The 25,784-nt window shown below is 59.4% G+C and carries 26 protein-coding genes and 1 tRNA gene; 15 read left to right on the top strand and 12 right to left on the bottom strand.

The window, feature by feature from the left end; translation table 11 throughout:
- Window positions 1–36: 36 nt before the first annotated feature.
- Together dusA and fdhF are read left to right on the top strand one after the other, a co-directional pair.
- On the top strand, window positions 37–1,044 hold the full coding sequence (gene dusA / locus POI8812_RS09315; RefSeq protein ID WP_108782268.1) for a tRNA dihydrouridine(20/20a) synthase DusA: 1,008 nt from the start codon (window positions 37–39) through the stop codon (window positions 1,042–1,044).
- A 162-nt stretch (window positions 1,045–1,206) separates the two neighbouring features.
- The gene (gene fdhF, locus POI8812_RS09310; RefSeq protein ID WP_108782267.1) at window positions 1,207–3,969 is read left to right on the top strand and encodes a formate dehydrogenase subunit alpha; all 2,763 of its coding nucleotides are present in this window, start codon (window positions 1,207–1,209) and stop codon (window positions 3,967–3,969) included.
- Window positions 3,970–4,047: 78 nt separating this feature from the next.
- Here fdhF and mnmC2 read toward each other — a convergent pair whose 3' ends face one another.
- Entirely contained in the window at window positions 4,048–4,713 is a 666-nt protein-coding gene (mnmC2, locus tag POI8812_RS09305) for a tRNA (5-methylaminomethyl-2-thiouridine)(34)-methyltransferase MnmC2 (RefSeq protein ID WP_108782535.1), read from the bottom strand.
- A gap of 49 nt (window positions 4,714–4,762) precedes the next feature.
- Between mnmC2 and POI8812_RS09300 the strand changes: the two genes are divergently transcribed.
- Window positions 4,763–5,875 carry an NAD(P)/FAD-dependent oxidoreductase gene (locus POI8812_RS09300; protein ID WP_162845004.1) on the top strand — a complete coding sequence of 371 codons (1,113 nt, stop codon included), beginning with the start codon at window positions 4,763–4,765 and terminating at the stop codon, window positions 5,873–5,875.
- A 30-nt stretch (window positions 5,876–5,905) separates the two neighbouring features.
- Here POI8812_RS09300 and POI8812_RS09295 read toward each other — a convergent pair whose 3' ends face one another.
- On the bottom strand, window positions 5,906–6,673 hold the full coding sequence (locus POI8812_RS09295) for an FCD domain-containing protein (RefSeq protein ID WP_108782265.1): 768 nt from the start codon (window positions 6,671–6,673) through the stop codon (window positions 5,906–5,908).
- A gap of 160 nt (window positions 6,674–6,833) precedes the next feature.
- Here POI8812_RS09295 and msrB point away from each other — a divergent pair, with 160 nt between their 5' ends.
- Window positions 6,834–7,313 (top strand): peptide-methionine (R)-S-oxide reductase MsrB, encoded by a 480-nt coding sequence (gene msrB, locus POI8812_RS09290; RefSeq protein WP_370739585.1) that lies wholly within the window; start codon window positions 6,834–6,836, stop codon window positions 7,311–7,313.
- Here msrB and POI8812_RS09285 read toward each other — a convergent pair.
- From POI8812_RS09285 to POI8812_RS09275, 3 genes are all read right to left on the bottom strand, one after another.
- Complete coding sequence (locus POI8812_RS09285) at window positions 7,293–7,751, bottom strand: response regulator (protein WP_108782263.1); 459 nt, start codon at window positions 7,749–7,751, stop codon at window positions 7,293–7,295. The two genes, msrB and POI8812_RS09285, sit on opposite strands and share 21 nt — an antisense overlap.
- A 30-nt stretch (window positions 7,752–7,781) precedes the next feature.
- The gene (locus tag POI8812_RS09280) at window positions 7,782–8,438 is read right to left on the bottom strand and encodes a hypothetical protein (protein WP_146186150.1); all 657 of its coding nucleotides are present in this window, start codon (window positions 8,436–8,438) and stop codon (window positions 7,782–7,784) included.
- Window positions 8,439–8,663: 225 nt separating this feature from the next.
- Window positions 8,664–9,365, bottom strand: a complete 702-nt coding sequence (locus POI8812_RS09275; RefSeq protein WP_116203182.1) for a hypothetical protein — start codon at window positions 9,363–9,365, stop codon at window positions 8,664–8,666.
- Window positions 9,366–9,538: 173 nt separating this feature from the next.
- Between POI8812_RS09275 and POI8812_RS09270 the strand changes: the two genes are divergently transcribed.
- Window positions 9,539–12,031: a chemotaxis protein CheB gene (locus POI8812_RS09270; RefSeq protein ID WP_108782260.1), complete on the top strand. Its 2,493-nt coding sequence runs from the start codon at window positions 9,539–9,541 to the stop codon at window positions 12,029–12,031.
- A 252-nt stretch (window positions 12,032–12,283) separates the two neighbouring features.
- Entirely contained in the window at window positions 12,284–12,679 is a 396-nt protein-coding gene (locus POI8812_RS09265; protein ID WP_146186149.1) for a hypothetical protein, read from the top strand.
- 83 nt (window positions 12,680–12,762) lie between these two features.
- On the opposite strand, the gene gap is transcribed toward POI8812_RS09265, so the two are convergent.
- From gap to POI8812_RS09245, 4 genes are all read right to left on the bottom strand, one after another.
- The gene (gene gap, locus POI8812_RS09260; RefSeq protein WP_108782258.1) at window positions 12,763–13,758 is read right to left on the bottom strand and encodes a type I glyceraldehyde-3-phosphate dehydrogenase; all 996 of its coding nucleotides are present in this window, start codon (window positions 13,756–13,758) and stop codon (window positions 12,763–12,765) included.
- Window positions 13,759–13,851: 93 nt separating this feature from the next.
- On the bottom strand, window positions 13,852–14,448 hold the full coding sequence (gene purN, locus POI8812_RS09255) for a phosphoribosylglycinamide formyltransferase (protein ID WP_108782257.1): 597 nt from the start codon (window positions 14,446–14,448) through the stop codon (window positions 13,852–13,854).
- The gene (purM, locus tag POI8812_RS09250; RefSeq protein ID WP_108782256.1) at window positions 14,445–15,479 is read right to left on the bottom strand and encodes a phosphoribosylformylglycinamidine cyclo-ligase; all 1,035 of its coding nucleotides are present in this window, start codon (window positions 15,477–15,479) and stop codon (window positions 14,445–14,447) included. Before purM ends, purN begins: the two co-directional genes overlap by 4 nt.
- A 65-nt stretch (window positions 15,480–15,544) precedes the next feature.
- A complete protein-coding gene (locus tag POI8812_RS09245) occupies window positions 15,545–15,976 on the bottom strand; it encodes an ABZJ_00895 family protein (protein WP_108782255.1) in 432 nt (143 codons plus the stop codon).
- A gap of 60 nt (window positions 15,977–16,036) precedes the next feature.
- On the opposite strand from POI8812_RS09245, the gene POI8812_RS09240 reads away from it, so the two are divergent.
- Window positions 16,037–16,113, top strand: a tRNA-Ile gene (locus POI8812_RS09240).
- 33 nt (window positions 16,114–16,146) lie between these two features.
- Here POI8812_RS09240 and POI8812_RS09235 read toward each other — a convergent pair.
- The 3 genes from POI8812_RS09235 to edd form a co-directional block, all read right to left on the bottom strand.
- On the bottom strand, window positions 16,147–16,629 hold the full coding sequence (locus tag POI8812_RS09235) for a hypothetical protein (protein WP_146186148.1): 483 nt from the start codon (window positions 16,627–16,629) through the stop codon (window positions 16,147–16,149).
- Window positions 16,630–16,684: 55 nt separating this feature from the next.
- Window positions 16,685–17,320 (bottom strand): bifunctional 4-hydroxy-2-oxoglutarate aldolase/2-dehydro-3-deoxy-phosphogluconate aldolase, encoded by a 636-nt coding sequence (eda, locus tag POI8812_RS09230; protein ID WP_108782253.1) that lies wholly within the window; start codon window positions 17,318–17,320, stop codon window positions 16,685–16,687.
- Window positions 17,321–17,401: 81 nt separating this feature from the next.
- On the bottom strand, window positions 17,402–19,219 hold the full coding sequence (edd, locus tag POI8812_RS09225; protein WP_108782252.1) for a phosphogluconate dehydratase: 1,818 nt from the start codon (window positions 19,217–19,219) through the stop codon (window positions 17,402–17,404).
- 201 nt (window positions 19,220–19,420) lie between these two features.
- Between edd and POI8812_RS09220 the strand changes: the two genes are divergently transcribed.
- The 8 genes from POI8812_RS09220 to POI8812_RS09190 all read left to right on the top strand — a co-directional run bounded on the left by POI8812_RS09220 (window position 19,421) and on the right by POI8812_RS09190 (window position 25,753).
- Window positions 19,421–20,302 carry a branched-chain amino acid ABC transporter permease gene (locus POI8812_RS09220; protein WP_245895333.1) on the top strand — a complete coding sequence of 294 codons (882 nt, stop codon included), beginning with the start codon at window positions 19,421–19,423 and terminating at the stop codon, window positions 20,300–20,302.
- 4 nt (window positions 20,303–20,306) lie between these two features.
- Entirely contained in the window at window positions 20,307–20,792 is a 486-nt protein-coding gene (locus POI8812_RS09215; RefSeq protein ID WP_108782250.1) for a hypothetical protein, read from the top strand.
- Window positions 20,789–21,886 (top strand): branched-chain amino acid ABC transporter permease, encoded by a 1,098-nt coding sequence (locus POI8812_RS09210; RefSeq protein WP_108782249.1) that lies wholly within the window; start codon window positions 20,789–20,791, stop codon window positions 21,884–21,886. Before POI8812_RS09215 ends, POI8812_RS09210 begins: the two co-directional genes overlap by 4 nt.
- Window positions 21,883–22,647 (top strand): ABC transporter ATP-binding protein, encoded by a 765-nt coding sequence (locus tag POI8812_RS09205; RefSeq protein ID WP_108782248.1) that lies wholly within the window; start codon window positions 21,883–21,885, stop codon window positions 22,645–22,647. The genes POI8812_RS09210 and POI8812_RS09205 overlap by 4 nt, the downstream gene beginning before the upstream one ends.
- Before the next feature lie 199 nt (window positions 22,648–22,846).
- The gene (locus tag POI8812_RS09195) at window positions 22,847–23,617 is read left to right on the top strand and encodes an ABC transporter ATP-binding protein (RefSeq protein ID WP_108782246.1); all 771 of its coding nucleotides are present in this window, start codon (window positions 22,847–22,849) and stop codon (window positions 23,615–23,617) included.
- Window positions 23,608–23,778 (top strand): hypothetical protein, encoded by a 171-nt coding sequence (locus POI8812_RS17685; RefSeq protein WP_162845005.1) that lies wholly within the window; start codon window positions 23,608–23,610, stop codon window positions 23,776–23,778. The genes POI8812_RS09195 and POI8812_RS17685 overlap by 10 nt, the downstream gene beginning before the upstream one ends.
- Window positions 23,775–23,945: a hypothetical protein gene (locus POI8812_RS17680; RefSeq protein WP_162845006.1), complete on the top strand. Its 171-nt coding sequence runs from the start codon at window positions 23,775–23,777 to the stop codon at window positions 23,943–23,945. The genes POI8812_RS17685 and POI8812_RS17680 overlap by 4 nt, the downstream gene beginning before the upstream one ends.
- Complete coding sequence (locus POI8812_RS09190; protein WP_108782245.1) at window positions 23,942–25,753, top strand: AMP-dependent synthetase/ligase; 1,812 nt, start codon at window positions 23,942–23,944, stop codon at window positions 25,751–25,753. The genes POI8812_RS17680 and POI8812_RS09190 overlap by 4 nt, the downstream gene beginning before the upstream one ends.
- Window positions 25,754–25,784: the final 31 nt, after the last annotated feature.

Here is a 25,784-nt window from a genome sequence, read left to right as displayed (position 1 = left end):
CACATATCCCAGACCCGAACCGTTGATGGCAACCTGATGAGCCCGAACGCCTCCGATCTCCCCCGTGCCGCCCGCCTGTCCGTTGCACCGATGATGGATTGGACAGACAGGCATTGCCGTCTGTTTCATCGGCAATTCTCAAAGCACGCCTTGCTCTACACAGAAATGGTGACAGCACAGGCCATCCGGCATGGAGACCCAGAACGGCTTCTGGGCAAATCCCCTGACGAGGGTTTGGTCGCGCTACAAATTGGCGGATCGGAGCCTGAGGTTCTGGCCGAGGCGGTGCGGCTGGCTGAACCATTCGACTATCCAGAGATCAATCTGAATGTCGGATGCCCCTCGGACCGTGTCCAGTCGGGCGCTTTCGGGGCCTGCCTAATGCGCGATCCCGGCTTGGTCGCGGAATGCGTTGCTGCAATGCGCTCTGCTGCTCGTTCGGCCGAGATCACGGTGAAATGCCGGATCGGCGTTGATGAGCAGGACCCGCATACGGTCCTGCCAGAGTTCATCGCGCGGGTTGCGGCCACCGGGGTGGGGCGGTTTCAGATCCACGCGCGCAAGGCCTGGTTGCAAGGGTTGAGCCCGAAGGAAAACAGGGACATTCCACCGCTCGATTATCCACTGGTCCACCAGATGAAGAGTTACTTTCCAGCACTCCACATCTCGATCAATGGCGGAATCACCTCTCTTGAGGCTGCGCAACCGCATTTGGAGTCACTCGATGGCGTTATGATCGGCCGCGCAGCCTATCATGAACCCGCTGCCATTCTCGGGGCCGCTGACCGCGTGATCTTTGGCGAAGACAGCGCGCAAGAGCGGTCGGCCGAGGATGCCGTACGTGCCATGTATCCACATATGGAGCGCGAATTGATGCGCGGCACGCGGCTCAACCAGATGACGCGGCACATGTTGGGGGCCTTTGCTGGACGACGGGGAGCGCGCCACTGGCGACGGGTTCTGAGTGAAGGCGCGCATCTGGATGGCGCGGGGATTGTGTTGATCGAACGTGCGCTGTCAGAGGTCGAGCGGCGCGCGGCATAGCGGACCTGCGCCTCCGGCGGGGATATTTCGGCCAAGAAGAAACACGCGCGTTTCCGATTGGCGCATGTACTTGGCGCAAAAACCTCTCTACGCGTCGCGAACCGGATTTCGCTGGCGTCTGCGGAATGGTTTAGTTTTCGAAAGGAAACTGCGGGGATCGCCATGACCGATAAGATCACTTTCACGCTGGATGGGCGCTCAGTTGAGGCTGAGGCGGGTGAGAGCATCTGGGATGTGGCCAAGCGCGAGGGCACAACGATTCCGCATCTGTGCCATTCTGGCAAGAAGGGCTACCGCGCCGACGGCAATTGCCGCGCCTGCATGGTGGAGATTGATGGGGAACGCACGCTCGCCGCATCCTGCATCCGTCAGCCCTCGGAAGGTATGGTGGTGTCGAGCGAAAGCGCCCGGGCGCAAAAGGCGCGCAAGACGGTGATAGAGCTGTTGGCGGCGGATCAGCCCGAGCCGTCGGTCGCGCATGATGCGTCGTCCCATTTCTGGGACATGGCCAAGATGCAGGATGTCTCGGACAGCCGCTTTCCGACGCAGGATGCCACGGCTGTGCCGCTGCTCGATGCCTCTCATGTTGCCATGCGGGTTAATCTTGATGCCTGTATCCACTGTAATCTTTGCGTTCGGGCCTGCCGCGAAGTGCAAGTGAACGATGTGATCGGCATGGCGGGGCGTGGGCACGACGCGAAAATCGTGTTCGACTTCGATGATCCGATGGGCGATTCAACCTGTGTGGCCTGTGGAGAATGTGTGCAGGCCTGTCCGACAGGGGCACTGATGCCTGCAACAGCCGTAAATGAAGCGCAGATCGGGGACAGCAAAGCCTATGATCGGGAAGTGAATTCCGTGTGTCCTTATTGTGGCGTGGGCTGCCAGCTGAGCTTCAAGATCAAGGACGACAAGATCGCCTGGGTCGATGGCGCAGATGGTCCGGCAAACGAGAACCGCCTCTGCGTGAAGGGACGCTTCGGCTTTGACTATATCGACCACGATCACCGCCTGACCAAGCCGCTTATCCGGCGCGACGGGGCAGAGAAGGGCCTGAATGTCGATCCCGCCAATCCGCTAGAGGTCTTCCGCGAGGCGACGTGGGAAGAGGCGCTGTCCGTTGCGGCCGATGGGCTGAAAGGTCGTGGGCGCGAGGTTGCGGGCTTTGGTTCTGCCAAATGCTCGAACGAGGAAGCCTATCTGTTCCAGAAGTTCATCCGGCAAGGCTTCGGTCACAACAATGTCGACCACTGTACGCGGCTTTGCCACGCGTCCTCGGTCGCGGCGCTGTTGGAAAACGTCGGTTCGGGGGCAGTCACCGCGACCTTCAATGAGATCGAGAATGCGGACGTGGCCATCGTCATTGGGGCGAACCCAACAGAGAACCACCCCGTCGCGGCCACCTATTTCAAGCAGTTCACCAAGCGTGGCGGCACGTTGATTGTGATGGATCCGCGCGGGCAGGCGTTGAAGCGTCATGCGAAACACATGCTTCAATTCCGCCCCGGCGCAGATGTCGCCATGCTCAATGCGATCATGCATGTGATCGTTAAGGAGGGGCTGGCCGACCAGCAATACATTGCCGCGATGACCGAGAACTGGGATGCGCAGGTCGAGCATCTAAAGGGCTTCACGCCTGAAAAGATGAGCGAGCTTTGTGGCATTGATGCCGAGACCTTGCGCGCCGTTGCCCGCGACTTTGCCGGGGCCAAGTCGGGCATGATCTTCTGGGGCATGGGCGTCAGTCAGCACATCCATGGCACAGACAATTCGCGCTGCTTGATTTCGCTAGCGTTGATGTGCGGCCATGTCGGCCGTCCGGGAACTGGTCTGCACCCGCTGCGCGGCCAGAACAACGTGCAGGGCGCGTCGGATGCGGGGCTCATACCGATGTTCCTACCGGACTATCAGACCGTGACGGATGATGGCGTTCGGTCCGCCTTCACCGATGTCTGGAATTCAGGTGATTTCTCGAATGAGAAGGGGCTAACCGTCACCGAAATTCTGGAGGCGGTGCATCAGGGTGAAATCGGTGCCATGTATATTCTGGGCGAAAACCCCGCCATGTCCGACCCGGATGTGGAACATGCGCGAGCAGCGCTTGCCAAGCTCGACCACCTCGTCGTTCAGGATATCTTCCTGACGGAAACAGCGAACTACGCTGACGTTATCTTGCCCGCAACTGCGTGGGCGGAGAAGAACGGCACCGTCACCAACACCAACCGCCAGGTCCAGATGGGTCGCGCTGCCGTGCCGGCCCCCGGTGAAGCGCAAGAGGATTGGTGGATCACCACCGAGCTTGCAAAGCGGTGTGGGATGGAGTGGTCCTATACCCACCCCTCTGAAGTGTTCGCTGAGATGAAGCAGAACATGAAAAGCCTCGACAACATTACGTGGGAGCGGTTGGAGCGTGAGGACGCTGTGACCTATCCGGTGCATGGTCCCGACCAGCCGGGCGAAGCTGTCGTTTTCTCGGATGCATTCCCTCGTGCAGAAGGCCGTGCGAAGTTCACGCCAGCTTCGGTCATTCCACCGGCAGAGACGCCGGATGCGGACTATCCTTATATTCTGACGACAGGTCGTCAGCTTGAGCATTGGCATACCGGTTCAATGACGCGGCGGGCCAGTGTGCTGGACGCGGTGGAGCCTGAGGCAAACTGCTCACTACACCCCTCAACGTTGCGCAAGCTTGGCGTCGCGCCGGGCGGGCATGTCCGCCTGACGACACGTCGCGGCACGATCACGATCATGGCGCGTCAGGATCGAGCGGTGGCGCCCGACATGGTCTTCCTGCCCTTTGCCTATGTTGAAGCGGCCGCAAATATTCTGACGAACAACGCCGTCGATCCTTACGGCAAGATCCCGGAGTTCAAGTTCTCGGCCTGCCGCGTCGAGGCTGCGGAAGGTGCAATTGCCGCCGAGTAGGCGATGCGGTCACAGCGAAAAGGGCAAGCGAACCATCTATCAGGACTCGCTTGTCCGCCAAGCACGTGGGATCTTTGATTACGACAGGATGCCTGTGCTCATCTCTCTCTTACGGCCAAATCCGGGTTGCTTTTGAACGTCAAAACCAGCAGCCGTGAGGCTTCGCCGCACATGGCCTGCACTTGTATACGTTGCGAAGGTGCCACCGGCGATCGTATGACGTCCAACCTCTGCCATCAGCGTTTCGGACCAAAGCTCCGGATTGCGGGCCGGGCTGAAGCCGTCGAGAAACCAAGCGTCGGCTTTTCCATGCCATGCTGGCAGTTCTTCCAGTGCGATGCCGAGCCTCAGATCGACACGGACTTTGCCGACAGAGAATGAACCGCCCTTGAGGGGGTAGGCCGCCCTCATTGTCGCAGCTTGGTCAGAAAGCTCCGGCCAGTTTTCATGCGCACGGGCCATGTCCGAAGGTGAAAGGGGGTACGCCTCGAACGTGGTGAAGTTGATCTCCACATTCAGATCCTCTGCCAGTCGCGCCAGGGCCAGAAGGTTCAGCCCAGTGCCAAAGCCCAATTCAGCCACATGAAACCCGTCGACCAGCCGTGATGAAAGTCGGTTCCCGTCAAGAAACACGTGACAGGTTTCAGCAAGACCGTCATGGATCGAGAAATAGGGGTCATCAAAGCGGATCGAGACAGGCGTTCCATTGTCTCGCCAGTCCAGATCGGGATTTGCAGTTGTCATTGGCGCCACTCCGCTTAAGTCTGGGGCGACAGTAAGGAAGGGATTTGCGGTGGCAAGCGGACAGGCAGACGTCATCGTGATCGGGGCTGGGGTCTTTGGCCTGCACACGGCGCTTGAGGTCCGAAAGACGGGACGTTCAGTTCTGGTTCTGGAGGCTGCGGGTGAGATCGGCGCGGGTGCCAGCGGTGGCATCGTTGGCGCACTCGCCCCCCACATGCCAGAGCGCTGGACACCCAAGAAGCAGTTTCAGCTTGAGGCTCTTCTGACGCTGGGCCCGCTTTTGCAGAAGATCGAGGCGGAGACTGGTCTGACCACCGGCTACGGCGCCAGCGGACGGATTACACCGCTTCTCAACGAGAATATGCGCGATCTTGCGCGGGTGCGCTGCGCTGATGCGGCTTTGCGTTGGCCCAAGGACAAGGTGATGAACGTCTTGCCGGGGGATGCCTGGCCGCGTTGGCTGATGCCAGAGGCGGCCCCGTTCGGACTGGTTCAGGACAATCTGAGCGCGCGTCTCTACCCAAAGCAGACCATCACCGCGCTTGCGGCGGCGTTGCAGGCGCGGGGCGGCGTTCTGCGCCTGAATGCGCCAGTTTCCAGGGTAGGGTCACGCGGGCAGGTCTTTCTGCCGGGCGAAGACTTGAGCGCCGATCATGTGGTTATCGCAAATGGTGTCGACGGGTTCGAACTGCTTCGCCCCCATGTTGGGGAGGTGCCCGGCCGTGGTGAAAAGGGGCAGGCGCTTTTGCTGGATCTCGACGCCCGCGATTTGCCGGTCATTCAGGGCAAGGGCCTCTACGTCGTGCCCCATGCCGATGGCACGACCGGCGTCGGTTCGACCAGCGAACGAGAGTATGAGGATGGGCGCACGACGGATGAGCAGCTTGATGAGCTCCATTACACTGCGCGCACGATCTGCCCCCGGTTGGGCCGGGCGGGCGTCCTGTCGCGTTGGGCGGGCGTGCGGCCCCGTGCCAATGGCCGCGATCCGATGATTGGCCCGGTACCCGGCGCGCCGCGGTTACATGCGATGTTGGGCGGGTTCAAGATTGGTTTCGGCGTCGCACATCGCTGCGCGCAGGTCGTTGCGGCTGGCATTGTGGAAGAACGGTCTCACCCGATCCCTGATAGCTTTCAGGTCTCGGCGCATTTGGGACTCTGAATATCAGGCAAATTCGTTGCGATGCGCGGATCAGCCCGTTTCGATCTGCGCGAGACGCAATCTGGCCGTATCTTCCTGAGCTGTTCTGCGAACATGCTCACGCATTGAATCTTCGATGAACATCAGGTGATCTTCCAAGGCTTTCCGCGCCCCCGACGGATCGCGCATCTGGATTGCGTCATGAATGGCCCTGTGGTGGCCCAGCAGGATCGTTCGCGTGTCCCGAACTCCGAACAGGATCTGGCGGTTGTAGAACACGCCGTTGCGCAAGAGATCAAACATCGAGCGCATCATATGCATCATGACAACATTGTGGGCGGCCTCCACGATGGCCATGTGGAATTCCGCATCTAGCGTCGCTTCATGGTCGGGATTGCGCTCTCCATGTGCTGCTTCCATCCGTTCAAACACCGCCCTGATGACGGCAAGATCTGTCGGCGTCGCAAACCTTGCCGCGCGCTCCGCCGCCATCCCCTCCAGGTCCCGCCGGAAAGACAGATAGTCGAAAAAGGCTTCCTCATGACTTGCAAAGAGCTGGATCAGAGGCGGCGCAAAGGCCGATCCCAGCACCTCCGCAACATAGGCACCAGACCCCGCACGCGTGACGATCAGCCCATTTTCCTCCAACTGTGCCAATGCCTCTCGCAGCGACGGGCGGGAGGCGCCCAGCCGGCTTGCAAGATCCCGCTCCGACGGCAGGCGCTCCCCCGGTTGTAAGACGCCGCGCAGGATCAGGCTTTCAATCTGGTGGATGATTGCGTCCGCGACGCGTTCTGTCTCAATCTTCTGGAAGGGCATGTAACCTCACTTTGGTCAGAAAATAAGACCGATCCGCGCGGGGCACAATCGCTTCCTTTGCTGCACACGGCCCATCACCACTCAGTGAGCGCGGGGTCACAGGTGGCGCCTGATACGCTAAATCATATGCAATCACACCGCACAGGAGCACAGAATGACCTTGAATCGCCGCAGTTTTCTGACCGGAACCGTAGCCATGGGCGGACTGGCCGCCGTGCTCGGCCTTCCTGCGACGGCGGATGAGGGGCCTTTCGAAATTACGTTGAGTGAGGAAACATGGCGTGCGCGCTTGACCCCGGCCCAATTCGCGGTGCTGCGGGAGGAAGCGACGGAGCGTCCGTTCTCCAGCCCGCTGAATGAAGAATATCGCAGCGGTACGTTTCACTGCGCAGGATGCGACAACCCGCTTTACGAGAGCGCCACGAAATATGACAGCGGCACGGGCTGGCCAAGTTTTTGGGAGGCCATTGAAGGGCGTGTCGCGACCAAGGAGGATTGGTCCTTCTTTCTAGGGACGCGGACCGAAGTGCATTGTGCCCGTTGTGGCGGACATCAGGGACATATCTTCGCAGACGGACCGGCGCCCACCGGCATGCGTCATTGCATCAACGGTGTCGCACTACGCTTCGTCGCGGCGTGAGCGCGCGACTTCCCCACGTGGAATGCGCAGCAAATCGTGTGTCGTGTGCACGAGCGTGCTAACACTGATCGGCTTCTCAAGACAGAGATCCGCACCCAGGGATTTCGCAAGTTCCAGAACAGGCGGTATGAACCGGCTATCCTGAGGCTGCCCGGTAATTGCAATAATCGGCAATTCCATCCGTTCTGACGGGGAGCCCGCCGCCCGCAGAAGGCCAATTAGCTTCACGCCGCCATCGGAGCCCAGTTTGTCACCAACGTAGATATACATGTCGGAGATGAGGACATCGATCGGTGTGCTGTCCAAAAGCTCAAGTGCCTGTGTCGCGGTTGACGCGATGATGGCGCGGTCGCCGTGTTCCTCAAATCCTTGCTGCCAGCTCAGCGCGAGGGCCTGATCATCTTCTAGTATCAGAACCGTTATCTGGTTTTCGCTCATATTTGCTCGACCCTGACAAGGCGCAAACGGTCACCGAAAAATGCGCGCTGTTTCTTCCATTCCGGCATAAAGCGCGAGGCTCGCCGCCACGTCGGCAGATAGCGCGATGGGTTCGGAAGTCTCGAAAAAAAACACTCCGGTAACTTTGCTTTCGTCACGAACGCACAGAACTGCTTGTCCCGCCGCACGGGATCCGAAGGCGGCAATCGCGTCATGCTGCAAGGCTTGCTGGTCCGTGAAATGTCGCACTTGCGTGAGTTGTGGTTCGTCCTGACCTAGGATCCTAAAGGCAACAAAATGCTGCTCCGGCTGAACGCGCAGCAGGCAGTACCGCAACTGCTCTGCAATCATTCCGGCATCAACCCGTTCGGCCAGCTCCGCGGATCCGTTAGGAAAAATCGAACTGCATCCCCGCAACTCGACGCGATTTCCATGAAGCGCGAATGCTGAAACGGTATCGGCGTTGAATATTCGACGCAAATTGCGGCAAGCCAGGCTGGCGAGCGCCTGAGCACTATCCAGCGCTTTTCGACGGCGCGACAGCAGGACCCTCAGAACAATTGTGGGATCCGGGATATTGCTGAAACGGGGTGCGTGTGGCTGCAACCTTAGGATACAGATCTGATCGTGCCACTCCATCCAGATATCACGATCAGCGCCGAAGATCTGATGGGTGCCGACCGCCAAGCCATCTGGTCTGTCACCGTACCTGACAACGCCGACCGCATTACGCAGGTGATGGACCAAATCACCGTCCATGTGGGCCGATAATCGAGTGCTTTCGCCGCCAATCAACGGCAGGCCAGCCGTCCCGATTATGTGACGCAGATCCTGATCGAGGGCGATTAGTGCGTGGTCTGGCGCGAGTGTGACGACCAGGTCACTTTGCGTGTCTTGTGGAGCGCTCAACGTTCAGGAGTCACGCGGGATAATGCGAAGGTTGGCCTGACGTGCCAATCCAAGCTCACCGTCTTTGTCCAACCGCGCTATCTCCTCCGACAACAAGCGCTCGAAATTGAAGCAAACCGTGTCAATCTCACTGCGGAAGGCCAGGATTTGGGCATGAAGCCGGTCAACATCCCCATCACGGCGCTCTTCCATCGCCCTCTCAAGAGCGGCGTCAAAATTGCGCAATGGCACGTAGATCCGGTTGAGCGCATCGTCGATCGTGCGCTGCAAAAGTTCGGCGTCAACGGTCGGTGGCACAACGTTTTTTGTCAGCAATTCCATCGCATTGCCGCGAATATCGCGCAATCTGACGGTGATTGCTGTGGCGTTGTCCTTCACGATGCTCGTCAGGATCGTTGCGCCGGAAATATTGCAGCCACCGGCATCGACCTCAAACTCCGGAGCGCTCAAGAGCGACGTGTCGCCAACCCGCGCCACCAGGTAGCCGATGGCTTCAACTATCTCGTCTCTGAAAACGTCTTCCAGCGGCATATCCTCATTGAAGGAAAGCCGCATCCGTCCATGCGTGAGGATAAAGTCGAACTGCTTAACAACTAGGGCGCCGCTCTGTTCGAGTCGCAGCGAAATTGTAGCGTCGCCGCCGAGGGAGGAGAGGCTGGACGCCTGGCTTTTATGCGCGCCCCTCGAAGTTTGATCAGCGGTCATTTTTGCTTCCAAATCAATACTTTTTAGGAGCTTTTATACGGATCGAAAACTCCATTAGATTTAGACAGTATGCACCGTGGCGCGGGTTGCAGCAATCCGAAGACTTTATTAGGTTAACAATCGTTGCTGCAGATTTGCGTAGTGGTTTTCTATCAGTTTGAGTGGTGTATCGTATGACTGACGTTGCAGCGTCTTCGATGGCGTGGGTTGGAATTGGGGCTTCTGCCGGCGGGCTTGAGGCGCTCTCAGCATTGGTCAAGCATCTGCCAGAGCAAACCAATGCTACCTACATTGTTGCTCAGCACATGGCCCCGCAGCATCGCAGCTTACTGCCCGAATTGATCGAGCGTGAGACGCATTTACCTGTTGAGCAAATCGTTAATGGTGTGGTGCCTCAGCCGAACCATATCTACGTCACACCACCGGGCCACAATTTGATGGTGTCGGATGGAACCCTCATTCTGACACCGCCAGAAGAGTCCGCCGCCGCTCCCAAACCGTCGATCGATGCTTTCTTTGACTCTTTGGCCGAACAAATCGGGACGTCAGCACTTGGCGTCATCTTGTCTGGCACAGGCTCTGATGGCGCCTTTGGCGTGCGTGCTATCCGTGCGGCGGGCGGTATCACCATCGCGCAGGACGCAGACAGTGCGAAATATGACGGGATGCCTGTCAGCGCGATCCGAACGGGCTGTATCGACCTTGTCCTGACGCCTCAAGCAATTGGTCAGAAATTTGCTGAGATCGTTCAGACCTCCCGCGATGCGGAAGGGTTGAGCGCAATCATGCCACCGGTCAATTCGTTGGCAGAGATCAATCAGCTGTTGTTCGCGCAGTCCGGTGTTGATTTCCGGGACTACAAGCCATCGACGATTCACCGTCGGATCGAGCGGCGCATGGCTGCGCTGGGACTAGAGCGCATTGCAGACTACGTGGATCGGCTTCGCAATGACGAAGAGGAGATCGGCACACTGTTCCGCGACATGCTGATTTCGGTCACGTCTTTCTTCCGCGACCCTCAGGAATTCGAAAGCTTCGCAAAAGCGATACAGCAGATCGTTGACGACCGCGATCCCAGCCGACCGCTGCGCGTCTGGTGTCCCGGCTGCGCAACAGGCGAAGAGGCCTATTCGATCGCAATGCTGTTCGCCCGCGCCTTTGGCGGCATGCACAAGATTGATCGCTCGAACTTCCAGCTTTTCGCGACCGATATCGATCAATCGGCTCTTCAGATCGCCCGGCAGGGTGCATATCCGATGAGCACGATGACCCGTGTTCCGCCAGAGCTGCGTCAGGAATTCTTCGAGACAGAGGGGGAGGGGTTCAAGGTCGTCAAACCCCTGCGTGAGATCATCCTCTTTGCCGAGCATAACGTGTGTCAGGATCCGCCATTCCTGCATCTGGATCTGATCTGCTGCCGCAATCTGTTGATCTATTTCGGCGCGCAGCTGCAACAGCGCGTTATGGCCCGCATGTACAGCGCACTGCGACCCGAGGGGATGCTCTTTCTCGGAAAGGCTGAGAGCATCAATGGCGTAGAGTCCATGTTCCGCCGCACAAATAGCCCGGGCAAAGTGTTCCGCAAGCGGGAGGGCTATGAAGGTGCATTCAGCGTCGCAGGGGCCGTGACATCTCGCTATTCTGGCGATGCCATCGAGGCGCGCCGCGCAGCACGCGCGCGTCAAGGGCGGAATGCAGAGGATGCGCGCTTTCAGGCGCTCGTCCGTACGATTGGCCCCAACGCGGTTCTGGTCACTGCCGATCACCGGATGCGCAATGTCTATGGCGACATTGATCCCTATGTCTCGATCCGGCAAGGGCAGGTGAATGCCGCGTCTCTCGATATGCTCAAGCCCCGCCTTGCAGGTGAGGCAAGGGTCCTGATTTCACTGGCTGAACGCTCAAACGAGGTGCGGACGTCCGGTCCGATCGAGATGGATGAAAGCAACGCAAGCCCCGTGCGTCTGCGCGTCCACCCTATGGTTACCGATGACACGGTCGAAACCCTGTTCCTCGTCGTTCTTGAAACACTGCCTGCGGCTGATGTGACGGCTGAGGGCAAGGATCAGCCATTCATCGAGAGTGACAGTTCAAATTTCGAATTGCGTCAGGAGTTGGAGTCGACCCGCGAGACGTTGCAGCAAACAATCGAGGAGCTTGAGACCTCCAATGAGGAACTTCAGTCACTCAACGAAGAGCTGCAATCGACCAACGAGGAATTGCAGTCGACCAATGAAGAGCTAGAGACGGCAAACGAGGAACTTCAATCGACGAATGAAGAGCTGATTACCGTCAACGAAGAGCAGCAGATCAGTGCGCAGGAGCTCAGCCAGGTCAGCCGGGAGATGGAGTCCATTCTGACCCATATCTCCATGCCGGTTGTCGTGATGGACACGCGACTTAACATTCTGCGGGCGTCAAATGCTGCGCGAGAGGCGTTCAACATCCTCGGGGCTGAGAGCAAGCCACACATCACGCAGATTGAGCTGCCGGATGGCTTCCCTCGGCCGCTCGACTTCCTGCCCGATGCCGTTGCGCAAATGAAGCCTGTCGAGATCGAGACTGAATTCGATGGCTATCCTTCTGTTATTCGAGTTGCACCGTACGGGCGGGGCCACGGAATGCGATCAGGTGTTGTTATGATGGTGGTAAGACGGTCGGCCTGACTCGAAGTAAGTGCTGTGTCTGGTTAAATCGAAGCGCTTTATACGGATGGGTTGATCTGTGTTTGTAGTCTGCTCGCTTAATACCGGACTGAGTTAGATCGATTTTGCTTCAGTAATATTCCGCAAATATCAATATGTTGCGATCTATTGCTGTTGGGTTACCCATTGGCAAATGTAAGCGCTTGCTTAAAATCACTTGATCCGTAGGAATTTCGGCAAATAGGCTAGTGGGGCAAAATAATGGAGCCCCCCATGAAGACTATACTATCACTTTCCGCCGCTACACTTCTGCTTGCAGCCTGTGCTGCTGAAACATCGAACGACGAAATGCCCATGACGGAAGAAACGTCGATGGGCGTCACGATTGCAACTCAAGAGGACCTGCAGGCACTCGTCGGAAAGTCGCTTAGCTTTGGCGAAGGGCGTGCGTTCACCATCAATGCGGACGGTACGCTGGCTGGGGATTGGGCGGGCACACCGCTGGCGGGAACCTATGAGATGCGCGATGGTTACTGGTGCCGCACTCTGACGGCTGGACCAAGCGGGCCATCCCCTGAAGATTGCCAATTGGTTGTTCTTGATGGTGATCAGGCGACATTTACGCGGGATCGCGGCGCGGGCTCTCCGCTGGTCTATACCGTGATGTAATCGCGTCAGCTCCGTACCTATGAAAAAGGGCCTGACGACCGATCGTCAGGCCCTTGCAATTTTGCGGTTGCTGTCTTGAGAGATTAGAGGCTGGCCATCTTCACGGCAGTGTCCGCCATGCGGTTTGAGAAGCCCCATTCATTGTCATACCAGCTCAGAATACGACACATCGTGCCTTCCATCACCTTCGTCTGATCCATGTGGAAGATCGACGAATGCGGATCATGGTTGAAGTCGATGGAAACGAGGCTCTCATCGGTGTAACCCAGTACACCATCAAGCGGGCCATCAGCCGCCGCGCGGATCGCGTCATTGATCTCTTCAACTGTGGTGTCGCGGGAGGCCTCAAAGGTCAGGTCGACGACGGACACATTTGGCGTCGGCACCCGGATGGCCACACCGTCCAGCTTGCCTGCCAGCTCCGGCAGAACCAGACCAACGGCCTTCGCAGCACCGGTGGAGGTCGGGATCATCGACATCGCTGCCGCGCGTGCGCGGTAAAGGTCCTTGTGCATCGTGTCCAGCGTCGGCTGGTCACCAGTGTAGGAGTGGATCGTGGTCATGAAACCGCGATTGATGCCAATCGCGTCGTTCAGAACCTTCGCAACCGGGGACAGGCAGTTCGTCGTGCAAGACGCGTTGGAGACAACGGTGTCCTCAGCCGTCAGCGTCTCATGGTTTACACCGTAGACGATGGTCTTGTCGGAGTTTGCGCCGGGGGCAGAGATCAGAACTTTCTTCGAGCCGTTCTCTAGGTGCATCGCGGCTTTGTCGCGCGCGGTGAAGATGCCGGTGCACTCTAGTGCAACGTCAACATCACCCCAGGGCAGGGCCTTCGGATCACGCTCGGCCGTCACACGGATCGGGCCACGGCCAACGTCGATCGTATCGCCATCCACAGTGACGGTGGCGGGAAAGCGGCCATGGACGGAGTCGTAGCGCAGCAGGTGGGCGTTGGTCTCAACCGGCCCGAGGTCGTTGATCGCGACGACTTCGATATCGGTGCGTCCGCTCTCGATAATTCCGCGCAGCACGTTGCGCCCGATGCGACCAAATCCGTTGATGGCTACTTTGACCATGGAGTTCTCCTCTCAGTCTCTCCCGCGACGCCACGTCACGGGATTTGGGGGGAGAGATACCAAATAAAGGGGCCGAGTCTACCCCAATGCGGGTCAAACGGCTGAGAGGGCGATCTGGCCCGGCTCATCAGCACAAATCTTGCGCACCACTGCCGGGTAAAGGAGGTGTTCTTGCGTCAGGACGCGCGCGGCCAGGGTCGCTTCCGTGTCGTCATTAAGAACAGGTACGACCGCTTGCCCAAGGATGGGGCCGTCATCAAGGTCCGCCGTCACTTTATGCACCGTACACCCGTGGACAGCCACACCGGCACTCAGCGCTTGCCGATGGGTGTGCAGACCTTTGAAGAGGGGCAGCAAAGAAGGATGAATGTTCAGCATCCGGTCACCCCAACGTGCCGTGAATGCAGGTGTCAGGATGCGCATGAAACCGGCGAGGCAGATCAGATCTGGCTTTACCGCATCCAGCGCGTCGCTCACCGCTGCATCAAACGCGGCTCTGTCAGGAAAGCCCTTGTGATCAATGACGGTCGTTGGAACACCGAAAGCCTCGGCCTTCGCGAGACCGCCAGCATCAGCCTTGTTCGATAAGACCAGGACCGGCTCACCGGCAATGCCGCCTGCGCGCATGTCCTCCACCAGCCGCACCATGTTGGAGCCGCCGCCGGAAATCAGGATAGCGACACGTTTCACCGCAGCGCGCCGGAATAACGGACACCCGACCCGGCCTCGACCTGGCCGAGTGGCAACACGGTCTCGCCATGATCTTCCAGCGCCGCCGTGATCGCATCGACGGCACCTTCCGCCACGACCAGCACCATTCCGACACCACAGTTGAAGGTCTTGAGCGCTTCAGCCTCATCGAGATCGGCCTGAGAAATCAGCCAGTCCAGAACCGGCGGCAATGAGATAGCATCAAGGTTCACATGCACCCCCAACCCCTCGGGCAGGACACGCGGCAGATTCTCTGTCAGCCCACCGCCTGTGATATGTGCGAGACCATTCACGCCACCCTCGCGGATCGCAGAGAGTGCTTGCTGAACATAGATGCGAGTCGGCTCCAGCAATGCCGCGCCAAGCGTGCCGTCCGCGAAGGGGGCAGGTGCATCCCAGCCAAGGCCCGCATCCGCCACGATCCGACGGACAAGGCTGTAGCCATTCGAGTGGACACCCGACGAAGTGAGGCCGAGCAACACATCCCCGGCAGCGACGTTGGCGGGCAAGGCGGTACCCCGCTCCATCGCACCAACCGAGAAGCCGGCAAGATCGAAATCACCGGCGTGATACATCCCCGGCATCTCCGCCGTTTCACCACCGATCAGCGCGCAGCCCGCCTGTTTGCAACCTGAGGCAATCCCCTCAACGACCTGCGCGGCCTCCTCTACGTCGAGCTTGCCCGTCGCGAAGTAGTCGAGAAAGAAGAGAGGCTCAGCCCCCTGACAGATCAGATCGTTGACGCACATGGCAACAAGATCAACACCAACGCCACCGACATTGCCGGTATCAATTGCGATCCGCAGCTTTGTGCCGACCCCATCTGTTGCCGCGACAAGAACCGGGTCCGTGTATCCCGCGGCCTTCAGATCGAAGAGACCGCCGAACCCGCCAATACCCGACATAACACCGGATCGGTTTGTCGACTTGGCCGCCGGACCGATCCGCCGAACAAGGTCATTTCCCGCTTCGATATCCACGCCTGCCTCTGCATAGGTCAGCTTGCTCATCGGGCGGTCTCCTTGATCGGGTGTCGATTTGCGCTCCGTTTAGGCAGCAGCGAAGCCCTTGTCCATCACTTCCCCGGGTTCTTGAGCACGCCGCGCGCGCCCATCACCAGAAAGAAGCGATTCACAAAGATCGCGATTGCTGTGAAAAGCGCCAATCCCAGCACGAGAACTGTCGCGGCAGAACCGTCGAGCGCGCCGCCCATATTGATCAGGACAAGTGGGGTAAGCAGGATCTGCAGGGCCAGAAACGCAATCCCCGCAACAATCGCCCATCGCCAGGCCACGTTTGCTTGCGGAACGCTACCCCGTTCCATAGCCCATTTTCGCCCACAAAAGATCGCGCCCAGAAGTGGCGGCAGGAGTGCGAGCCCCCCCGCGCCAAGCTCGACATCGAATAGCGACGCGGCCCCCAACCGCAAAACGAAGATACCCGCCGTCGCCGCAATCAGGATCAGGACATACTGGCCCAGATAGGGTGTGCGGGGCTGTTCTGTCATTGTGCGGTCCTCTTTGACTTGACCGCACCGCGCGGTCTGCTATCCGTCGATGCCACAGGCGGGCCTGTAGCTCAATTGGTTAGAGCAGAGCGCTCATAACGCTTTGGTTGCGGGTTCAAGTCCTGCCGGGCCTACCATTTTCCGCCGACTGGAACGCTTTGTGGCCTCTGCTACCCGCGGGTCAGCGCCACTGGCGACATGGTTCCGTCGCGACGCAGGACGCCGCGCAGGATCTCTCCATCCAGCGCATAGCTGACCTCAGCGCCATCCGGCAGAGTGAAACGCAAAATCCCGCTCTCACTGACCGTGCCGGTCACACGTCGGGCGGTTGGGGGTGCCACGGCACTCGGGCCATTTGCAAAAACAACGCGCGCGGTCCCATCGGCCTGAATGTCCTCAACCGACAGAGTATGGCAAACGCCGCTTTCCCACATGCCCTGAACCCAATGGCCCATCAGGGCAGATTGTGCTTCGGTCAGTCCGATGGCAGCCTCTCCGGGTTCTGCCGTCATTTCCATCACAGCGCAGTCCACGCCCATCGGTGCGGCCCCAGCGGCCAGAACGATGGGGCTAGGCCCCGACGGCCCGGTTGTCGCACATCCTGACAGGACAAGGGCGGTGCAGCCGGAAAGTAGTAGAGAGGCTCGGATCATCGTGAAGGCTCCGCTGGATGGTCTTGGCAAACCATGCCGAATCTGCGGGGCGCGTTCAACGGTTTCCAAGCGCAATGGCGGTTTCCCGCGCGAGATCGCGGATCGCATCCCAATCGCCGTCCATCACTTGCGCACCTGGCACGACCCATGAACCGCCCACGGTCACGACGTTCGGCAGCGCAAGGTAGTCCTTTGCATTGTCGAGGCTGACCCCCCCGGTCGGGCAGAACTTGATGTCCGGCAGGGGAGCGCTCATCGCCTTGAGCATTGGGACCCCGCCCGCAGCACTCGCAGGGAAGAATTTCAGGACTTCGTGGCCCGCATCTGCCAGGCTCATCGCCTCGGTCGGGGAATTGCAGCCGGGCAGAAACGGGAAGTGTTCTGCGGCAACAGCCTCCATCAGCCCGGCCGGTGCGCCGGGGGACACCCCAAAGGCGCAGCCTGCCGCGACACAATCGCTGACATCCTGCGCGGATTTCAGGGTCCCGGCACCCACCACGGCGCCGGGCACACTCGCGATGATTTCCCGGATCGCATCAAGGGCCACGGGGGTACGCAACGTGACCTCCAAGACCTTGATGCCACCGTCGACCAGCGCTTCGGCCAGTGGCACGGCTTCGGCCAGATCGTTGATGACGATCACCGGGATCATCGGGGCGGATTGGCACAGCTCCAGTGTCGAAAGGGTCATGGTCTCTCCTTCAGCGCGATGGTGCGCCCGCTTTCTTTATCCAAAAAAATATCCCCGCCGGAGGCTCCGACGGTGGCAGGTTCAGTCGGCCGCGTGCAATGCCGAGGCGCCACCTGCGGCGGGTCCGACGACATTGCGGAACGTCTCAAACAATTCCCGCCCGATGCCGTAGGAATTGGCGCTCAGATCCGCTGTGGCAACCGGGCGCTGATCGAAGGCGTCTGCCAGAACCTCGAGTGTTCCGGTCTCGCCGTCCAGACGGATGAGATCTCCATCCTGGATCTTCGCAATTGGACCACCGTCAGCAGCCTCTGGCGACAGATGGATCCCTGCGGGAACCTTGCCACTCGCACCCGACATGCGCCCGTCAGTGACCAACGCGACCTTGAATCCCTTGTCCTGCAGAACCCCCAGCGGCGGAGTGAGGGAGTGTAGCTCTGGCATGCCATTCGCTTTCGGCCCCTGGAAGCGGACGACCACGATGACGTCCCGGTCCAGTTCTCCGGCCTGGAACGCGGCCTTGACGCTCTCCTGATCGTGGAAGACGCGGGCAGGGGCCTCGATCACGCGTCGCTCCGGCTTCACGGCAGAGGTCTTGATGACCGCTGTGCCAAGATTGCCGCGCAAAAGCGTCAGCCCCCCGGTCTTCTGGAAGGGGGCAGAGGCCGGGCGCAGGATCATGTCATTCCCGCTTTCTGTCGGCCCGTCGACCCAGCTGATTTCACCTTCCTTGAGGGTTGGTTCCTTTGTGTAGTGGTGCATGCCTTCGCCCGCGATGGTGCGCACATCATCATGCAGCAAACCTTCAACCAGCAACTGGCCGATGAGGTATTGTAGCCCGCCGGCTGCGTGGAACTGGTTCACGTCCGCCAGGCCGTTGGGATAGACCTTCGCCATTGAGGGGATGATTGCGGACAGATCGCTCATGTCCTCCCAGGTGATCGCGATGCCGGACGCACGGGCCATCGCGACAAGGTGCAGAATGAGGTTGGTGGAGCCACCGGTCGCGTGCAATCCGATCATGCCGTTCACGTAAGCCCGCTCGTCGAGCACTTCGCCCACCGGCGTGTACTCGTTGCCTTCTGCCGTAATCTGCAACGCGCGCTCGGTCGCAGCTTTCGTCAAGGCCTCGCGCAGATCCGTGTCGGGATTGACGAAGCTTGCCCCCGGCAGGTGCAGGCCCATGAACTCCATCAACATCTGGTTGGTGTTCGCTGTGCCATAGAAGGTGCAGGTGCCCGGCGAGTGGTAAGAGGCCATTTCCGCTTTCAAAAGCTCGTCGCGGCCAATCTCTCCTTTGGCATAGCGCTGGCGCGTTGCCGCTTTCTCATCATTTGGCAGTCCCGAGGGCATCGGCCCCGCAGGCACGAAGATCGACGGGATATGGCTGAACGTGGCTGCAGCAATGACGAGGCCGGGTACAATCTTGTCACAGATCCCAAGGAACATGGCCGCATCATAGGCATTGTGGCTAAGCCCGACCCCGGCGGCCAGCGCGATGACATCGCGCGAGAAGAGCGATAGCTCCATGCCCGGTTTGCCCTGCGTGACGCCGTCACACATAGCAGGCACCCCACCCGCGACCTGTGCCGCCCCACCTGCCGCGCGTGCCGTCTGACGAATAAGTTCAGGGTAAGTCTCATACGGCTTATGGGCCGACAACATGTCATTATAGGCTGTGATGATCCCGATATTGCCCGCATCGGTGAATGAGATCGCGTCCTTGTCATGCGCGCCGCAGCCTGCCGTGACATGTGCCATGTTTCCGCAGGACAGAGCTTTCCTGTTCGGGCCTTGGTCTGCCGCGCGGCGCATCCGGTCCAGATAGGGTTCCCGAAGCGGTTTGGAGCGCTCGACAATTCGGTCTGTAACCGCTTGAACCTCAGAGCGGACGGACATGGGCATTCTCCCAGCTGTTTGGCATTTGCCCAAGGGTATAGGGCGGGTTGGTTTGAAGGTAAACCACCGCGCGGAGACGAATTTCCGTTACGTCAGTCAAATGTCTGCTTTGGCGCACTTGCCAAACGCAAATCCTTCATCATCCTTAAGCCTGTAGGGACCGGCGATTAACGACTGGCCCACGATATGGGAGGATCGCACGTGGCAGACGTGCTTCAACTGCTGATTGGCGGCATTGCCAATGGCTGTATCTATGGGCTGGTCGCCCTTGGTTTCGTACTGATCTATAAAGCGTCCGAGGCGGTGAACTTTGCCCAGGGCGATATGCTGATGTTGGGCGCGTTCCTAGGGATCACGTTCATCAACGCCAATGGCGCTGATTTGCCTTTCATCATCGGCCTCGTTGCGGCCGCCCTGGTGCTGGGGGCCTTTTCCTATGCGCTGGACCGTTTCGTGCTGCGGGCGATTTTCGGACAGCCCCAATTCGCGATGGTGATCCTGACCATCGCACTTGGCTTCATTCTGCGTTTCTTTGCGGGCACCTATTTTGGTTACGATCCCGTCAGCCTCGAGACGCCGTTTGCCGGCGACGTCTGGCGGTTTGCGGGCATTTCCATCGCCGTGGTGGACGTCATCATCATCTTCGCCACCTGCGCGCTGACCTTTTCGCTGTGGCTGTTCTTCGGGCGCACGCGCCTTGGCATGGCGATGCAGGCCAGTTCTCAAAACCAGATGGCGGCCTATTACATGGGCATCCCCGTAAAGCGGGTGAACTCCATCGTTTGGGGTCTGTCCGGGGTCGTGTCCGCCATTGCCGGTGTGCTCTTTGCGGCCAAAGGCGCGATTGAGCCTGCCGTAGGCCTGCTCTTCGGCATCAAGGCGTTTGCCGCTGCTGTGATTGGTGGGTTTGGTTCGTTGCCCGGCGCCTTGATGGGCGGGCTGCTGATCGGCGTGGTCGAGCAGTTCGCCGCGCGTTACGCGCCCTCCGGCTCGGCCCAGATCGCGCCTTACGCGCTGATGCTGCTGGTGCTCATCCTGCGACCGGGTGGCCTTTTCGCCCAGATCGCTCAAAAGAAGGTGTGAGCGGATGTCGCGTTTCGAACTCAGCTCAACTTTCGCCACATCGCCGGAACGTGTCTGGGCGAACCTCAAACGTACTGCCCTTTTGCGCTATATCTGCGCCCCGCGCGTGACCTTCCGCATCATGGAGCCGACAAGCTGGCCCGAGGAATGGGAAGAGCGGGACTACCGCATGGCCGCGCGGTTCTACGGGATGATGCCATCGGGCGTGCAGAGCTTTCGCGTCGAATACCCCGATACGACCGCCGGACGATATGCATTGCGCCAGACGGCCGAGGGCCTCAACGGCTGGGACCATGTTATGATGGTCGAGCCTGAGGGGAAGGGGACCCGCTACACCGATGTTCTGAACCTGACGGGCCCGGCATCCCTGATCGCAGGCTCTCTCTATCCTTCTTTCTTCCGCCACCGGCACACGCGCTGGCAGCAATTGATCGCCAATGGGTTCGACTATTCCGCAGGCCCCGACCCTCTGGAGGGACATCCGGCATGAAAGTTCATTTCAAAGCCAGCTATGACGACGATATTCGCTTGTTCGAGGACCGCGCCCGCCTGCTGAAATATGCGGTTCTGTTGGGCCTGATGTGCGCCTTGCCGTTCGTGGTCTCTGACTACCTGACGGGTGAGATCACGCTTGTTCTGATCTGGTGCATCGCAGGCATGGGGCTGATGATCCTGGCCGGTCATACGGGGCAGGTGAGCCTTGGGCACGCGGCGTTCCTTGCGATGGGCGCATTCTCTAACCTCTGGTTCATGGAGCAGGGCATCCCGTTTCTGCTCGCCCTTCCCATGGCCGCGATTTTCACGGGCGTTGTCGGGGCAATCATCGCACTGCCAATCCTGCGGCTTTCGGGCATCTATCTGGCCATCGCCACTATCGCACTCTCCATCATTGTCGAGGACGTGGCGATCATTGCAGAACCCTATACCGGCGGGGTGATGGGGGTGTTCGCGCCGCCCATTGAGATTTTCGGCACGATGATCGACCGCTATGGCACGCCAAAGCTGTTCTATTTCCTGTGTCTGGTCTGCACGGTGCTTGTGACGCTCGCCTATGCGAACCTTCTTCGGTCCGCGACGGGGCGATCCTTTCTGGCGGTGCGCGACAGTGAGGTGTCAGCCCGTGCGTTGGGAGTGAACGTGACACGCACCAAGGCGCTTGCATTCGGCCTCTCCTGCGCTGTGACCGGCCTTGCGGGCGGGCTTTATGCTCACTTCGTCCAGATCGTGAACTATGAGAGTTTCCTGATCCTGATCTCGATCACCATGGTGCTTCAGGTCGTGATCGGCGGGCTCGGCTCGATCCACGGGGCATTCTTCGGGGCCATTGTCGTCGGGCTCTTGCCGCAGGGCATCGCCATTGTGCGCGACTTTCTACAGGGTACTGCGGGGATCGATATATCGGCCTATCCCGGCCTGGATACGGCCGTCTTTGCCGCGATCATCATCGTGTTCATCGTTTACGAACCGCAGGGACTTTATGGCTTCTACCGGAAGGTTAAGGCGCAATGGGAGCTCTTCCCGCTGGCGCGCCGCGACATGTTCAAACGCTCTAAGAGCTATCTCAAGACGGAGCGGATGCGATGAGCCTTCTCAGCGTCACCGATCTCGCGATCCATTTCGGCGGGGTAAAAGCCGTGGACGGTGTTTCCTTCGATGTGGAGGAAGGGGAGGTCTTCACCATCGTCGGCCCGAATGGGGCCGGAAAGTCGACGATTTTCAATCTCATTTCTCGCTTCTATCAACCGACCCACGGCAAGATCCTGTTTGCGGGTGAGGACATCACACAGACCCCCGCCCACCATATCGCTGAATTGGGGATCGCGCGCACGTTCCAGAATATCGAGCTTTTCGACCATTCGACGGTCCTGCAAAACTTGCTGGTCGGCGGCCACACCAAGCGGCGCGCGAGTTGGGTAGAGGATGTGCTGCATCTGCCCCGCTCCCGCAATAATGAGCGGGAGGCGCGTCGCGCCGTAGAGGAGGTGATCGATTTTCTCGACCTTGCGGCCTATCGCGACAAGATGATCGCGGGTCTGCCCTACGGCGTGCGCAAGGTGGTTGAGATTGCCCGCGCGCTGGCCTCTGACCCGAAACTGATCCTTCTCGACGAGCCCGCCTCGGGCCTGTCGGTGGAGGAAACCGCCGACATGGCCTTCTGGATCGAGGACATGCAAAAGGATTTGGGCCTTACGGTCCTGATGGTGGAACATGACATGAGCCTCGTGAGCGCGGTGTCCGACCGCGTCCTCGCCGTGGCCGAGGGCAAGCCTCTGTCCATGGGCACAAGTGCCGAAGTGCAGAGCGATCCGAAGGTTATCGAAGCGTATCTGGGGACAGCGGCATGACTATGAGCGCAACACGCCCCGGCCTCCGAGCCGGGGCCGCCTTGAACAACGCGGCCGCGGATCAAGTTCGGGGCATGCGGCGTCGAATTGCTGTTCCGTCCGGCGGCACGCCGGATGATGCCCGCACCGCCCCCCCGGGACGGGCATTCTGCCCCCCGCGCGGCGCGGGCACCGTCCTCACCAATTCGGGGGAGCCGACATGACCAACGTGCTCGAAGTTCGCAATGTCGAGACTTTCTACGGCCCGATCATGGCGCTACGCGGTGTGTCTATTGACGTGCCCAAGGGTCAGATCGTCACCATCCTTGGGGCGAATGGGGCAGGCAAAACCACCCTGATGAAGACCGTCTCTGGCGCGCTTGATCCAGAGAAAGGCACCGTTACCTTCCTCGGCGACCGCACCGATGGGTCCGAGCCGGATCAGATGGTCAAGAAGGGCATGGCCCACGTCCCCGAAGGCCGCGAGGTATTTCCATTCCTGACAGTGGAGGAGAACCTCCGCCTTGGCGCCTATACACGTCGCGACAAGGAGATCGACGCCGATATAGAGATGTGCTTTGGCTATTTCCCAATCCTGAAGGAGCGGCGCGGCCAGATTGCGGGCACGCTTTCGGGCGGACAGCAGCAGATGCTCGCCATCGGGCGCGGTTTGCTCGCCCGTCCGCAGTTGATGTTGCTGGATGAACCAAGCCTGGGCCTCTCGCCACTTTTGGTGCAGGAGATCTTCGAGATCATCAAACGCCTGAACAAAGAGCAGGGCGTGACGATGCTGTTGGTCGAACAAAACGCGCAAGTCGCTCTGAACACCGCCGATTTCGGGTACGTGCTTGAGATTGGACGCATTGTGATGGCCGGAGAGGCGTCAAAGCTGCTCGCCTCGGAAGACATTCAGGAATTCTACCTCGGCGGCGGTCATTCCGACGGCCAGCGCGACCAAAAACGCTGGAAGAGGAAGAAGACATGGCGCTGAACAACGCCATCCGCTTTGTCGGTCTGCTGATGGTCGCGGGCTTCCTGTTTGGCGGCCTGGCCGATGACACAGCCTTGCAGATCATCGGTTTCTCGATCGCCGGTGTGATGGCCCTTGCGGCAATCGTGATCGCATATCGACAGAAAGGGGAAGAGGAATGAATTTCGGACAGAAACGCACCACCCTTTTGGTCATCATCGCCCTGGCGGGCTTGGCGAGCTTTGTCGCCCCGACGGCCAGTCAGCAGCTATCCGGCGTCGCAGTCGGCCTGATTGCACTGGCCGTGCTGACGGTGCTGCACATCAAGAACAAAGGGGACCGGGCATGAAGGACTTTCAGGATCTTACCCCACCCAGCCCCATTACGTTCGAAGGGCACGATACCGTCGTAAAGCTCTGGGCGGCCAAATGTAAGGAGCGGGGCAGTGCGACGGCGCACCGTGAAAAGGACTTTGGCATTTGGCAGGCCTATTCCTGGACGGATTGGTATGACCGGTCGCAGGCCATCGGTCTGGGCTTGCTTGAGATGGGTTTGACCCGTGGCACGCCCGTTTCGATCTTAAGCGAGGACAACAAAGAGTGGCTCTATTGTGACCTCGCCGTCGCAGCTGTCGGTGGCATTCCGTCAGGCGTCTATACAACGGACAGTGCGAGCCAGCTCGAATACCTGGTCAACGACTCCGAAAGCGCGTTTCTCTTCGTCGAGAATGACGAGCAGCTCGACAAATATCTCGAAGTGCAGGATCGGGTGCCCAGCCTGATCAAGGTGATCGTCTTTGACAAAAAGGGCCTGCGTGCCTTCTCTCACCCCAAGGTGATGTTCCTCGACGACCTCTATGCTTTGGGGGAGGGCGTCTCAGACGGCCCGCGCAAATTCATCGCAGAGATCGAGAAGAGCCAGCCCGAAGATACCCGGATGTTGATCTACACCTCCGGCACCACAGGGCCGCCGAAAGGTGCGATGATCAGTCACGAAAACATGCTGTTCCAGATGTGGTCCGGCCAGCAGGTTCTGACCGTCGACCCCAAGGACGAGCAGCTGTGTTTTCTGCCGCTGTGCCATGTCCTCGAACGGATCGTCTCCGTCGAATATCCGATCGCGGTCGGTTCAACCGTGAATTTTGCGGAAAGCCCTGACACAGTCTTCGACAACCTGCGTGAGGTCTCGCCCCACATCTTTACCGCTGTGCCGCGCGTCTGGGAAAAGATCTATTCAAGGATCATGATCTTGCGCTCCGAGGCAACGCCATTCGGTCGCTGGGCCTTTGACAAGGCGCTTGCCAGCGGCGCCGCCGCGGCCGAAGGCAAGGCCGGGGCGATGCATTGGTTTTGGGACTATTTCGTGTTGCGCAATCTGCGACAGCTTATCGGAATGGACCGCAACCGACGCTCTACAACCGGGGCCGCCCCGATCTCGCCCCAACTGATCGAGTGGTACGCGTCCATCGGTGTCACGCTGCTCGAAGGCTATGGCATGACCGAGACATCGGGCGTCGCATCCGTCAACATGATCGGGGACAACCGCATTGGCACTGTGGGGCCGAAGTTGCCGGGAACCGAGTTGCGCATTGCGGACAATGGCGAGATTTGCGTCAAAGGCCCGAATGTCTTCAAAGGATATTGGCGAAAGCCGGAGAAAACCGCCGAAGATATACGGGACGGCTGGCTGCACACCGGAGATGTCGGGCGCATTGGCAATGACGGAGCGCTGACCATCACGGGTCGCGTCAAAGACATCATCATCACGGCAGGCGGCAAGAACATTACACCGGCCGAGATCGAGAGCCGTTTGAAGTTCTCTCCCTATGTCTCTGACGCTGTGGTCATCGGTGATCGGCGGAAATACCTCACAGTGCTGATCATGATCGATCAGGAAAATGTTGAGAAATTTGCACAGGACCATCAGGTCCCGTTCAGCGACTTCGCGTCCCTTTGTGCCGCCCCTGAAGTTGTCGAGTTGATTGGCACTGTCGTCACCGAGGTCAACAAGGACTTCGCAAATGTCGAACAGATCAAATATTTCCGCCTGATCGACGTTCTGCTGACGGCAGAGGATGATGAGCTGACACCGACAATGAAGCTGAAGCGTGCTTTTGTCGAAAAGAAACACGCTGATCTCATTGAACAGATGTACTGATCCATAGACCGCGTGGGGGCCGCTTATACGT

Origin of the sequence: Pontivivens insulae, assembly GCF_900302495.1 — a bacterium.
Lineage (GTDB): Bacteria > Pseudomonadota > Alphaproteobacteria > Rhodobacterales > Rhodobacteraceae > Pontivivens > Pontivivens insulae.
Note: the sequence above shows the minus strand (reverse complement) of the source record. Positions and strands in the feature narration are given on the sequence as shown.

Coding starts and splice junctions, on each gene's coding strand:
- POI8812_RS09245 (WP_108782255.1), bottom strand. CDS start 15,976: ATGACAGAACAGCCCCGCACACCCTATCTGGGCCAGTATGTCCTGATC.
- POI8812_RS09270 (WP_108782260.1), top strand. CDS start 9,539: ATGACTGACGTTGCAGCGTCTTCGATGGCGTGGGTTGGAATTGGGGCT.
- POI8812_RS09210 (WP_108782249.1), top strand. CDS start 20,789: ATGAAAGTTCATTTCAAAGCCAGCTATGACGACGATATTCGCTTGTTC.
- POI8812_RS09235 (WP_146186148.1), bottom strand. CDS start 16,629: ATGATCCGAGCCTCTCTACTACTTTCCGGCTGCACCGCCCTTGTCCTG.
- POI8812_RS09275 (WP_116203182.1), bottom strand. CDS start 9,365: ATGACCGCTGATCAAACTTCGAGGGGCGCGCATAAAAGCCAGGCGTCC.
- POI8812_RS09195 (WP_108782246.1), top strand. CDS start 22,847: ATGACCAACGTGCTCGAAGTTCGCAATGTCGAGACTTTCTACGGCCCG.
- edd (WP_108782252.1), bottom strand. CDS start 19,219: ATGTCCGTCCGCTCTGAGGTTCAAGCGGTTACAGACCGAATTGTCGAG.
- eda (WP_108782253.1), bottom strand. CDS start 17,320: ATGACCCTTTCGACACTGGAGCTGTGCCAATCCGCCCCGATGATCCCG.
- mnmC2 (WP_108782535.1), bottom strand. CDS start 4,713: ATGACAACTGCAAATCCCGATCTGGACTGGCGAGACAATGGAACGCCT.
- POI8812_RS09285 (WP_108782263.1), bottom strand. CDS start 7,751: ATGAGCGAAAACCAGATAACGGTTCTGATACTAGAAGATGATCAGGCC.
- gap (WP_108782258.1), bottom strand. CDS start 13,758: ATGGTCAAAGTAGCCATCAACGGATTTGGTCGCATCGGGCGCAACGTG.
- POI8812_RS17685 (WP_162845005.1), top strand. CDS start 23,608: ATGGCGCTGAACAACGCCATCCGCTTTGTCGGTCTGCTGATGGTCGCG.
- POI8812_RS09205 (WP_108782248.1), top strand. CDS start 21,883: ATGAGCCTTCTCAGCGTCACCGATCTCGCGATCCATTTCGGCGGGGTA.
- POI8812_RS09295 (WP_108782265.1), bottom strand. CDS start 6,673: ATGCCCTTCCAGAAGATTGAGACAGAACGCGTCGCGGACGCAATCATC.
- POI8812_RS09265 (WP_146186149.1), top strand. CDS start 12,284: ATGAAGACTATACTATCACTTTCCGCCGCTACACTTCTGCTTGCAGCC.
- POI8812_RS17680 (WP_162845006.1), top strand. CDS start 23,775: ATGAATTTCGGACAGAAACGCACCACCCTTTTGGTCATCATCGCCCTG.
- fdhF (WP_108782267.1), top strand. CDS start 1,207: ATGACCGATAAGATCACTTTCACGCTGGATGGGCGCTCAGTTGAGGCT.
- POI8812_RS09215 (WP_108782250.1), top strand. CDS start 20,307: ATGTCGCGTTTCGAACTCAGCTCAACTTTCGCCACATCGCCGGAACGT.
- purM (WP_108782256.1), bottom strand. CDS start 15,479: ATGAGCAAGCTGACCTATGCAGAGGCAGGCGTGGATATCGAAGCGGGA.
- dusA (WP_108782268.1), top strand. CDS start 37: ATGAGCCCGAACGCCTCCGATCTCCCCCGTGCCGCCCGCCTGTCCGTT.
- POI8812_RS09190 (WP_108782245.1), top strand. CDS start 23,942: ATGAAGGACTTTCAGGATCTTACCCCACCCAGCCCCATTACGTTCGAA.